The 10,427-nt window shown below is 59.1% G+C and carries 8 protein-coding genes and 1 pseudogene; 3 read left to right on the plus strand and 6 right to left on the minus strand.

Annotated elements, in window-relative coordinates; all coding sequences use genetic code 11:
* Window positions 1–247: 247 nt before the first annotated feature.
* On the minus strand, window positions 248–1,513 hold the full coding sequence (locus HMPREF9371_RS02350; protein ID WP_050797903.1) for a YihY family inner membrane protein: 1,266 nt from the start codon (window positions 1,511–1,513) through the stop codon (window positions 248–250).
* 207 nt (window positions 1,514–1,720) lie between these two features.
* A complete protein-coding gene (gene tal, locus HMPREF9371_RS02355) occupies window positions 1,721–2,776 on the minus strand; it encodes a transaldolase (protein ID WP_009118256.1) in 1,056 nt (351 codons plus the stop codon).
* Window positions 2,777–2,865: 89 nt separating this feature from the next.
* Between tal and HMPREF9371_RS02360 the strand changes: the two genes are divergently transcribed.
* On the plus strand, window positions 2,866–3,843 hold the full coding sequence (locus HMPREF9371_RS02360) for a KpsF/GutQ family sugar-phosphate isomerase (protein ID WP_009118257.1): 978 nt from the start codon (window positions 2,866–2,868) through the stop codon (window positions 3,841–3,843).
* A gap of 65 nt (window positions 3,844–3,908) precedes the next feature.
* Here HMPREF9371_RS02360 and nadC read toward each other — a convergent pair whose 3' ends face one another.
* The 4 genes from nadC to nadA form a co-directional block, all read right to left on the minus strand.
* Window positions 3,909–4,787 (minus strand): carboxylating nicotinate-nucleotide diphosphorylase, encoded by an 879-nt coding sequence (nadC, locus tag HMPREF9371_RS02365; RefSeq protein ID WP_040660018.1) that lies wholly within the window; start codon window positions 4,785–4,787, stop codon window positions 3,909–3,911.
* Between the two features lie 21 nt (window positions 4,788–4,808).
* A complete protein-coding gene (locus tag HMPREF9371_RS02370; RefSeq protein ID WP_009118259.1) occupies window positions 4,809–5,750 on the minus strand; it encodes an NUDIX hydrolase in 942 nt (313 codons plus the stop codon).
* A 103-nt stretch (window positions 5,751–5,853) separates the two neighbouring features.
* Complete coding sequence (gene nadB, locus HMPREF9371_RS02375; protein ID WP_009118260.1) at window positions 5,854–7,377, minus strand: L-aspartate oxidase; 1,524 nt, start codon at window positions 7,375–7,377, stop codon at window positions 5,854–5,856.
* On the minus strand, window positions 7,377–8,495 hold the full coding sequence (gene nadA, locus HMPREF9371_RS02380; protein WP_009118261.1) for a quinolinate synthase NadA: 1,119 nt from the start codon (window positions 8,493–8,495) through the stop codon (window positions 7,377–7,379). Before nadA ends, nadB begins: the two co-directional genes overlap by 1 nt.
* A 137-nt stretch (window positions 8,496–8,632) precedes the next feature.
* Between nadA and HMPREF9371_RS13045 the strand changes: the two are divergent.
* Window positions 8,633–8,796, plus strand: a pseudogene (locus HMPREF9371_RS13045) (lipoprotein signal peptidase).
* Window positions 8,797–8,987: 191 nt separating this feature from the next.
* The gene (locus tag HMPREF9371_RS02385; protein WP_415752583.1) at window positions 8,988–10,400 is read left to right on the plus strand and encodes an amino acid permease; all 1,413 of its coding nucleotides are present in this window, start codon (window positions 8,988–8,990) and stop codon (window positions 10,398–10,400) included.
* Window positions 10,401–10,427: the final 27 nt, after the last annotated feature.

A 10,427-nucleotide genomic window follows, 5' to 3' on the forward strand; every position in this document is an offset into this window, starting at 1 on the left:
TCAAAACGGACGGGCAAACTGCTGGCCGGACCTATCTTGTTGTTGCTTACAGCGGGAATCCGGCACCAGTAGCAATAATGGTGCCATTTTAAGCCAAAAACCAGAGCCAACCTTGCTGATTTTGCGGCATTTTACGTATCAAACAGGCAGGTAAATGCGCATGAAATTCGTGTTAACAAAGACTTCAGGTAGCCTGCACCGCGGAACCAGGCTACCTGAAAAAATATGTAAATGCGAAACAAGCGGCTTATTTTTTGTCGCCTTCGGCCACAAAAACAGGCAGGTCAACATCGGGAGCTGACTCTGCGCGGCAGATAAATTCCGCCAGCGTCATGTCGGTGGCGGCCAAGGCCGGCTCCATCACCTGCTGCACGGCGCGGCCGACATCGTCCTTTTCGTTGTCGCTGCTGCGGTAAACAAACAGGCTGAACAATTCGCCCACGCGGATGTGCTCCGGCGCGGTTTTCAAGAGCCAGTTGCCGTGCCGGCTTTGGGTGATATAGCCTTTGAGCGCCAGTTTTTCCAACAAATCGCCTAATTCGTCGTAACCCATATTGATGTGGCTGCGGAACTCCTGGATTTTGATGCTCTGGCCTTTGTCTTGCGCCTGACTGAGCAGCAGCAATACTTTCAACACATCGTCGAAACGGCCGCCGTTGCCGAACTCGCGGCGGAAGGCATCGCCTTCCCAATAAGACAACGAAGCCGTCAACACCGCACCGGTGAGGATCACCATCCACATCAGGTTCAACCACAGCAGGAAAATCGGAATCGCGGCGAAGGTGCCGTACACCAGCTGGTAGCTGTTGAAGTTGCCCACATAAAAGGCGAAACCGCTGCGCAGCAATTCCAAACCCACGGCTGCGAATACGGCGCCGATCAGGGCATGGCGGGCGGGAACAAAACGCGCCGGCACCAGTTTATACAGCAGCCACAAAGCGGCGGCCGAACCCACCAGCGACACCAGCAACTGCACGGTATTGGCCAACAGCGGATAATTGAGATAAAAGCTGGTACGCGCCCACACCACGCCCCAGGCCGACATGCCGATGCCCAACACCAAGGGGCCGAGACTGAGCAAAGCCCAATACACCAAAAAACGGGTGAGCACATTGCGCGTGCTGTTGACCCGCCAAATCTGATTGAAGGTGCGTTCGATGGTTTGGATCAGCATCAGCGAGGTCACCATCATCATGATGATACCGATGGCGGTCAGCTTGCTGGCTTGGTCGCGGAACTGAAACAGGTATTCGCTTACCGCATCGGCTCCGGCCGGCATCAGCGTTTGCGTGATCAGCTGGTTAAACTGCGCGGAAACGTCGGCAAACATGGGAAACGCCGACACCACCACCAGCATCACCGTAATCAGCGGCACCAAGGCCAGCAAGGTGGTAAAGGTGAGGCTGGAGGACACCTGCGGTACATTGACTTCGTTGAAGCGGTCGTAAAGAAAACGGGCAAAAGCCCAAGAACGGCTGCGGCCGAAGCGCTGAAACGATTTTTTCAATGGCATGCGGTCTTTCTGTGTTGTGTGCGGATAAAAATAATAGGACAGCCCCAATGCTTGCCCATTATGGAGATCAAGCCCGTAAAATCAGGCTACCTGAAGGTTTTTCAAGCAGCCTGAACAAGTTTGGCCGTCGCTTGCCGCCTACGGCCTTGATGGTTGCGCCCCACAGGCTGCCTGAAAGGCTTTCGGGCAGCCTGTGCAAACACCCGCCTAAACCAGCGGAGCCAACAGCCGTTCGAAAGCGGCCGCAAACTGTTGCAGGCCGTCGTCCTGCAAACGGGCGGCCAACACTTCCACGTCCACCCCCAAAGCGGCCACTTCGGCCAACACCGCCTCGGCCTCGGCCACAGACTGCACCAAACCCGCCTCTGCCCGTCCGTGCGCCAAGAAAGCCTTGAGGGTGGCCTCCGGCACGGTATTTACTGTCTGCATGCCGATTAAGCTGTCTACATACAGCGTGTCCGGATAAGCCGGATTTTTCACGCCGGTACTGGCCCACAGCAGGCGGGGCACCTGAGCGCCCTGCTGCTGCAGAGCCAACCAGTCGGGTGCGGAAAAAACCTGCTGCCAGTCGCGGTAGGCCGCTTTGGCCAGCGCAATCGCGGTTTTCCCCTGCAAATGTGCCGGCAGGGTGGCATCCAGCGCCGCATCGATGCGCGAAATAAAGAAACTGGCCACCACCTGAATCCCGGCCAAGCTGCCGCCCGCACGCAGCCGCGCCTGCAAACCCTCCGCATAAGCCGCGTAGGCCGCACGCACCCGGCGGCGCGAAAACAGCAGGGTCAGGTTCACATTGATGCCTTCGGCCACCAAAAAGGTTAAGGCGGTCAGGCCGGCATCGGTGGCCGGCACCTTGATCATGGCATTCGGGCGCTTGATCCAAGCCCACAGCCTTTTCGCCTCCGCCACCGTACCTCCCGCATCGTGGGCCAGCTCCGGCGCCACCTCCAAGCTGACCAAGCCGCCGCTGCCGCCGGAAGCCTCGTATTCGGCCAGACACACATCGCAGGCGGCCTGCACGTCGGCCACAGCCAGCGTTTCGTAACGCGCTTTCGGGCTCAAGTCGCGCTGTTTGAGCTGCGCCACCGCTTCCGCATAGCAGGCATCAGAGGCAAACGCTTTCTCGAAAATAGCCGGATTGGAGGTCACGCCGCCCACACCTTGGCGCAGCAAATCGGCCAAGCCGCCGCTGCGGATCAGCGAACGCGAAAGATTGTCCAACCAGATTTGTTGGCCGTGTTGTTTGACTTCCTGCAAAATGCCCATAAAATCCCGACCTCCGTAAAGCGTTTTCAAAGCGCAAAGAACTTACCCGATTCCGGCTGCCGCCGCAAGCCGGATGCCGAAAGCCCGTCATGACCACCGATCCGCAATCTTTTCTCGCCTGGGCGCGCGAAGTGCTCGCCATTGAAGCCGACGCCCTCCGCGCCCTTGCCGATGACCTCGACCACAACTTTCCCCTCGCCTGCCGCGCCATTTTAGACTGCCCCGGGCGCGTGGTGGTGAGCGGCATGGGCAAAAGCGGCCACATCGGCCGCAAAATCGCCGCCACCCTGGCTTCCACCGGCACACCCGCCTTTTTCGTCCACCCGGCTGAAGCCGCGCACGGCGACTTGGGCATGATTGTGGACGGCGACGTGGTGCTGGCGATTTCCAACTCCGGCGAAAGCGACGAACTGCTCGCCATCATGCCGGCGTTGAAACGCAAAAACGCCACCCTGATTGCCCTTACCGCCCGCCCAGAGTCCACGCTGGCGCGGCATGCCGACATCCACTTAACCGTGGCCGTGCCGCAGGAAGCCTGCCCGCACGGCCTCGCCCCCACCAGCAGCACCACTGCGGTGCTCGCTTTGGGCGATGCGCTGGCGGTGGCTCTGCTGCGCGCCCGCGCCTTCACCCCCGACGACTTCGCCCTCAGCCACCCCGCCGGCAGCTTGGGCAAACGCCTGCTGCTGCATGTGTCGGACGTGATGCACCGCGGCGAAGAACTGCCCGTGGTGCAGCCCGATACCCCGTTTGCCGACCTCATCGTGCGCATGAGCGAAAAAGGCTTGGGCATGGTGGCGGTGGCCGACCAAGCAGGCTACCTGAAAGGCATTTTCACCGACGGCGACCTGCGCCGCCAATTCCAACTCGGCCGCGAACTGCACGGCCTGAGCGCGGCCGATGTGATGGGCACCCGTCCCAAAACCATCACCGCCGACAAGCTGGCCACCGAAGCGGTGAAAACCATGCAGCAAAACCGCGTCAACGGGCTGCTGGTGACCGATGCCGAAGGCAAACTCATCGGCGCGCTGAATATGCACGACCTGCTGAAGGCGCGCATCGTGTAAACCTTTGCCCACTGTTTCCGGCCAAAGAAAAAGGCGGGTGCCGTTGCCCGCCTTTTGCCTGTCCGTTAGTTTGACGACAAAAAATCCAAACCGATGTCCAACGCCCGGCTGCTGTGGGTCAGGTAGCCCAGCGCGATAAAATCCACGCCGGCAGCCGCCACTTCGCGCAGGCGGTTGAAGGTGATGCCGCCCGAGGCTTCGCAGCGGGCTTGGCCGCGGCACATGGCCACGGCCTGTTTCAGCGTTTCCGTGTCCATATTGTCCAGCAACACCAAATCGGCTCCGCCCGCCAAGGCCTGCTCCAGCTGCGCCAGCGTATCCACTTCCACCTCGACGGGAATCAGATGGCCGGCCAGGTTTTTGGCTCGCCGCACCGTTTCCTGCAGGCTACCTGAATACACCAAATGGTTGTCTTTAATCAGCATCGCATCGTCCAAACCCAAGCGGTGGTTGCAGCCGCCGCCGGCACGCACGGCGTATTTCTGCAAAGTGCGCAAGCCGGGAACGGTTTTACGGCTGCAGGTGATGCGGGTCGGATAATCTTGGATTTTGGCCACCGCGGCGGCCGTCATGCTGGCGATGCCGCTCAGATGGGTCAGATAATTGAGCGCGGTGCGCTCTGCCGTCAGCAAGGCGTGCGCCGAACCGCCCACTTTCGCTAACACCTGCCCTGCCCGCACCGGCGTACCGTCCGCCGCCAGCGCCTCAAATTTTATTGAAGCATCGGTTTGCGCAAACGCCAAGCGGGCCAAATCCATGCCCGCCAACACGCCGTTTTCCCGGCTCACCACCGCCAATTCGGCCTGCGTGCTGGCAGGAATCACCGCCGCCGAAGTGATGTCGCCGCGGCGCCCCAAATCCTCCAGCAAAGCCTGCTGCACAAACGGCTTCAACACCACATCGGGCAAGGGAAACAGCAAAGGCGGTGTGGTAAAAGAAGGCATAGGGCTCTCCATAAAGTTCGGTTATTTGCGCAAAGGCAGTTTGATGTCGGAAATCAGGCTTTCCAGCAACACATTGTCTTTAAACTGATAAAGCTGAGCCGGGCGGCCGATGCCGCCGGCCGTATTGCCGGGCAGCGGCTCGAGCAAATCCTGATGCTTGATTTGGCGGCGGAAATTCTGCTTGTGCAGCTGCCGCCCGATGAGGGCTTCAATGCTTTGCTGCAGCTGCAGCAGGGTAAATTGCGGCGGCAGCAGCTCGTAAATAATCGGACGGTATTTGATTTTGGCCCGCAAGCGCGATATGGCGGTCGCCAACACGCGCCGGTGGTCGTGCGCCATCGGCCGCCCGGTGAGGGCCGGATCAAACCCCGCCGCCGGCTCGGGCGATTCGCGAATCAGGCCGGCTTCATAGAGCAGTTCGTAACGCAGCAGCACATATTCTTCCGACCAGCCGTAAGGCACCAGCCCCCAGCACAAATGCGTGCGGTTCAGGCGCTCGCGCCGTCTGGCCTCGGTGTCGGCCGTGTTGGCCCAGCGGCGCAGGTGCTGCACGATATGCGCCACGGTTTGCCCGTGATTCGGATGGCAGGTGTTTTCCCACGGGAAATAGCCGTACCAGTCGCACCACTTGGCGGCATCGTTGAGAATGTTTTCGTCCGCCTCGCGCACCAGCCCCAAATAGCTCACATAAAGCACCGGCAGGCCCTGCCCGTTTTTGCGGCCGGCGTCGATAAAGGTGTAGAGCTGCTCCACATAGCCCATCGGCTGGCCGGTTTTCTTCGCCACCCACACCCGCACCCCGGCCTGCAGCGAACGGTGTACCGGCAGCAGCGGGCCGTTGAGCAGCAGGCTGCCCTGCTCCACCGTCAGCACGCGCGGGCGGCCGTCGGTAACGGCTACCAACACCGCCACCAGCTCAACCAAGCCTTCGGCGCTGCCGCTCTCATCGGGGAAAGGATCCATCTTCTCTGTATCCGTTTATCGGCTGAAAAACGTATTCTAGCGCACCTGGCTGCATAAACGGCTGCGGCCTGAGGCTACCTGAAAGCCTTTCAGGTAGCCTAACCTAAAGAGCCGCTTCGGCGGCGGTGCAGTCGGTGTTGAAATGGGCGCCGACATTACGGTTTCGTGATACGGCGGCATCGGCCGCGGCTTTGGCGCACAGCAGCAGATTGCGGTCTTCGTATTCCCATGCGGTTTGCGGTTCGGGTAAGGTGTTCAGCCAAGCGTTTAAGACGGCCTGTGCTTCAGCCAAGCCGTTATGATTGCGCAAAATGCCCAAGCAGGATGCAGTCAGGCGGTGCAAATTTTCGCGGTTGAACACGGGCAGGTTTGAGGGCGGATTCGCCGGTGTATGAACGCTTGGCTCGGTGCGTTTCAACAAAATCTGTTTCCCCCCCTTCTCTATCCGTTCCGCCGCCTTACGCGCCATGACTACGCATTCCAGCAGCGAATTGCTGGCCAAGCGGTTGGCTCCGTGCAGGCCGGTGCAGGCGGCTTCGCCCAAGCAGAACAGGTTGGCGATTTGGGTTCTGCCGCAAGTGTCGGTGGTCACGCCGCCGCAGGTGTAATGTTGCACGGGGCAAACGGGCATGGCTTCGCGGGTGATGTCGATGCCGTTGGCCAAGCAGTGGGCGTAAATGCTGGGGAAATGGCTGCGGACAAATTCTGCTGGGCGGTGGCTGATGTCGAGCCGCACAAACGGTTCGTTTTGCTTGGCGATTTCTCGGGCAATGGCGCGGGCGACGATGTCGCGCGGTGCCAGTTCTGCCAAAGGATGTTGACCCAGCATAAAACGTTCGCCTTGTTGGTTGCGCAACACGCCGCCTTCGCCGCGGACGGCTTCGGAAATCAGAAAAGTCCGCCCGTCTGTTTTATGCGGTAAGGCCAAGCCGGTGGGGTGGAATTGGATAAACTCGGCGTTTTCGATGGTGCAGCCCGCCCGCAAAGCCATCGCGATGCTGTCGCCCGTGCATTCCGGCGGGGTGGTGGTGTGCGGATAAATCTGCCCCAAGCCGCCGCCGGCCAGCACGGTATAGCGCGCATGCCATTCGGCTGTATGGCCGTTTTCTTGAGATAACACGCGCAAGCCGCAAGCCGAGCCTTCGGGATTTTTCAACACCTCCAGCGCCATATGGCGTTCAAACACATGGATATTGGCTCGGTTGCGCAAGGCGTGATGCAGGTTTTCCATCACCGCTTTGCCGGTGTGGTCGGCAATATGGGCGATGCGGCGCATGCTGTGGCCGCCTTCGCGGGTTAAATGCAGCAGGCCGTCTGAATTTCGGTCGAACGGCACGCCAAATTGCAGCAGCCATTCAATCGCTTGCCCGCCTTGCGCCAAAATGTCGCGCACCGCCGTTTCATCGCACAATCCCGCTCCGGCGGTTAAGGTGTCGGCCACATGCTTTTCCAGCGTGTCAGGATCATACAAAACCGCGGCAATACCGCCCTGTGCATGGCTGCTGGCGCTGTGTTGCAGGCGGTTTTTGCACAAAACGGCGATGCGATAGCTTTCAGGTAGCGAGAGTGCCAGCGTTAAGGCGGCCAAGCCGTTGCCGGCGATGATAAGATCCCATTCGGTGTTCATTATGCCGGCCCGATTCCGTTGAAAGCGTCTTGTTTGGGTTGTTTTAAGGCGGCGGCAAAGTTCAGCATGCGGTCGAGCGGCAGTTTGGCGGCTTTGCCTAGCTGCTCGTCCAGCAGGATTTCGCCTGTTTTGTTTTTCAGCGCGTTGCGGATACCTTGCAGCGAGTTCATCGCCATCCACGGGCAAAACGCGCAGCTTTTACAGGTGGCGCTGTTGCCTGCGGTGGGCGCGGCGATAAAGGTTTTGTGCGGTGCATGCTTGCGCATTTCGTGCAGAATGCCCAAATCGGTGGCCACGATAAAGGTGTGTTCCGGCCGCTCGATGGCCGCTTTCAACAGCTTGCTGGTCGAACCGACCACATCGCCCAATTCGGTTACGCCCGCCGGAGATTCGGGGTGCACCAACACCACGGCTTCGGGATGCTTGGCTTTGAGGACGGCCAGTTCGGATGCTTTAAATTCGTTGTGCACAATGCACGAACCTTGCCACAGCAGCATGTCCGCGCCGGTTTCTTTGCGGATGTATTCGCCCAAATGGCGGTCGGGGCCCCAAATCAGCTTTTTGCCTTGCTGATGCAGATGCGTGGCGATTTCCAAGGCAATCGAAGAAGTAACCACCCAATCGGCGCGTGCTTTAACGGCGGCGGAAGTATTGGCATACACCACCACCGTGCGGTCGGGATGCTGATCGCAAAATGCGGCAAATTCATCGGCCGGGCAGCCCAAATCCAAAGAACATTCCGCTTCCAAATCCGGCATCAACACAGTTTTTTCGGGGCTGAGGATTTTGGCGCTCTCGCCCATAAAGCGTACGCCGGCCACCACCAGCGTTTGCGCGGGATATTCCGCACCGAAACGCGCCATTTCCAACGAATCGCCCACGCAGCCGCCTGTTTCCAAAGCCAAATCCTGAATCAGCGGATCGACATAATAATGCGCCACCAACACGGCATTGTGCCGTTCCAATAAATCGCGGATTTCGTCTTTCAGACGGCCTGTGGCTTCATGGGACAAAGGCTCGGGCACACGCGCCCATGCCTGGCGGATTTGGCAGGCGGAAGTGGGCTGGTTCGACAACGGCGCATCATAGTCGAAAGCGCGGTATTGGGTGGTTTGCATCAAACATTCCTCGTCGGATTGGGCTTTGCGCAATTATGCTCATCTTGAGTATAATAAGCAAGCGCCAACCCCAATCGGGTCGAAACAGTTGCGTTCCCCCTATTGCACGCCACAAAAAACATATCAGGCTGAGACCTTTGCAAAACCCCCATCTGCGGCGCATTTCTGCGTTGTGCGTTTATGCCCTATGGGTACTGCTCGCTCGCTTGCCTATCTCCATGATATGTCTGCACTCACTGCGCTGCTACGCCTTGAACTGCATCCACATCTGGGGGTTTTGCAAAGGTCTCAGGCTACCTGAAAAGCTGTTCAGGTAGCCTCAACTGCTTCCCCACATCCATCTGGGTGCAGCATTCAATCCCGTATCATTAGGTTGATTGTTCTATTATAATCCGCCATCATTCGCCCCTTTTTTCGCAAGCGAGGTCTCCAATGAATGATTCCGTGCCCGACTCCGGCGTCCGCCGCCAACTGAAGACCCGCCATCTGTCGATGATTGCCATCGGCGGCAGCATCGGCACCGGCCTGTTTATGGCCAGCGGCAGCGCCATTCACGAAGCCGGCCCCGGCGGCGCGCTGCTGGCCTACGCCGCCATCGGCCTGATGGTGTATTTCCTGATGACTTCATTGGGCGAAATGGCCACCTATCTGCCCACCTCCGGCTCGTTTGCCACCTATGCCGCCCGCTTTGTCGATCCCTCACTCGGCTTTGCTTTGGGCTGGAATTACTGGTTCAACTGGGTAATCACGGTGGCGGCCGATATTTCGATTGCCGCGCTGGTGATCACCTATTGGGAACCGATGCGCTTTCTGCCGCCCTGGGGCTGGAGCCTGCTGTTTTTCGGTCTGATTTTCCTGCTCAACACCCTATCTGTAAAAGCTTACGGCGAATCCGAATACTGGTTTGCCTTAATCAAAGTGATCACCGTGGTGGTGTTTCTGGCCGTGGGCGTGCTCACCATTCTCGGCATTTTGGGCGGCCAATATGTGGGCCTGAGCAACTTTACCGCCGGCGATGCGCCGTTTTTGGGCGAGGGTTTTTCCGGCGGCTTCTTTACCGCACTGGGCGTGTTTCTGATTGCCGGCTTCTCCTTCCAAGGCACCGAGCTGATCGGCATCACCGCCGGCGAATCGGAAAACCCGCAGCACAGCATTCCCAAAGCCGTCAAACAGGTTTTCTGGCGCATCCTGATTTTCTATGTACTGGCCATTTTGGTGATCGGCCTGCTGATTCCCTATACCAGCCCCGATCTTTTGGGCGCCGATGTGGACGAAATCGCCAAATCGCCCTTCACCTTGGTTTTCGAACGGGCCGGCCTGGCTTTTGCCGCCGCGGTGATGAATGCGGTAATTTTGTCGTCGATTTTATCGGCCGGCAATTCGGGCATGTACGCCTCCACCCGCATGCTGTATGCCATGGGCAACAGTGGCATGGCCTATTCCGCCTTCGGCCGGGTCAACGGATACGGCGTACCGATGAGCGCCCTATTCGCCACCGGCGCCGTGGCCCTGCTGATTTTTCTGGTGCAGATGGTCAGCGATGGCGCTTACGAATACATTGTGGCCGCCTCCGGCCTCACCGGCTTTATCGCCTGGCTGGGCATTGCCCTCAGCCACTACCGCTTCCGTCGCGCCTATTTGGCCCAAGGCGGCAAACTGGAAGAGTTGGCATACCGCGCCAAATGGTTTCCCTTCGGCCCGCTGCTGGCCTTGGCACTGTGCGTGCTGGTCATCCTCGGCCAAGACACCCAATGGCTGCTGCGCGGCGAATTCGATGCCGGCCGCCTGCTGATCACCTATATGGGCCTGCCCGTATTCTTCGGCTTCTATCTCTACCACAAGCTGCGTTACCGCACCCGCAAAGTGCCTTTAAACGAAGTCAACTTAAGCCGCCATGCCGATTAGGCAAAAGCTTCAGGCTGAGACCTTTGC

The organism is Neisseria shayeganii 871 (genome assembly GCF_000226875.1).
In the GTDB taxonomy this organism is placed as follows: domain Bacteria; phylum Pseudomonadota; class Gammaproteobacteria; order Burkholderiales; family Neisseriaceae; genus Eikenella; species Eikenella shayeganii.

What these genes read in the sequence shown, in the direction of transcription:
- HMPREF9371_RS02350 (WP_050797903.1), bottom strand. Translation starts at nt 1,513, where the DNA reads ATGCCATTGAAAAAATCGTTTCAGCGCTTCGGCCGCAGCCGTTCTTGG.
- tal (WP_009118256.1), bottom strand. Translation starts at nt 2,776, where the DNA reads ATGGGCATTTTGCAGGAAGTCAAACAACACGGCCAACAAATCTGGTTG.
- HMPREF9371_RS02360 (WP_009118257.1), top strand. Translation starts at nt 2,866, where the DNA reads ATGACCACCGATCCGCAATCTTTTCTCGCCTGGGCGCGCGAAGTGCTC.
- nadC (WP_040660018.1), bottom strand. Translation starts at nt 4,787, where the DNA reads ATGCCTTCTTTTACCACACCGCCTTTGCTGTTTCCCTTGCCCGATGTG.
- HMPREF9371_RS02370 (WP_009118259.1), bottom strand. Translation starts at nt 5,750, where the DNA reads ATGGATCCTTTCCCCGATGAGAGCGGCAGCGCCGAAGGCTTGGTTGAG.
- nadB (WP_009118260.1), bottom strand. Translation starts at nt 7,377, where the DNA reads ATGAACACCGAATGGGATCTTATCATCGCCGGCAACGGCTTGGCCGCC.
- nadA (WP_009118261.1), bottom strand. Translation starts at nt 8,495, where the DNA reads ATGCAAACCACCCAATACCGCGCTTTCGACTATGATGCGCCGTTGTCG.
- HMPREF9371_RS02385 (WP_415752583.1), top strand. Translation starts at nt 8,988, where the DNA reads ATGATTGCCATCGGCGGCAGCATCGGCACCGGCCTGTTTATGGCCAGC.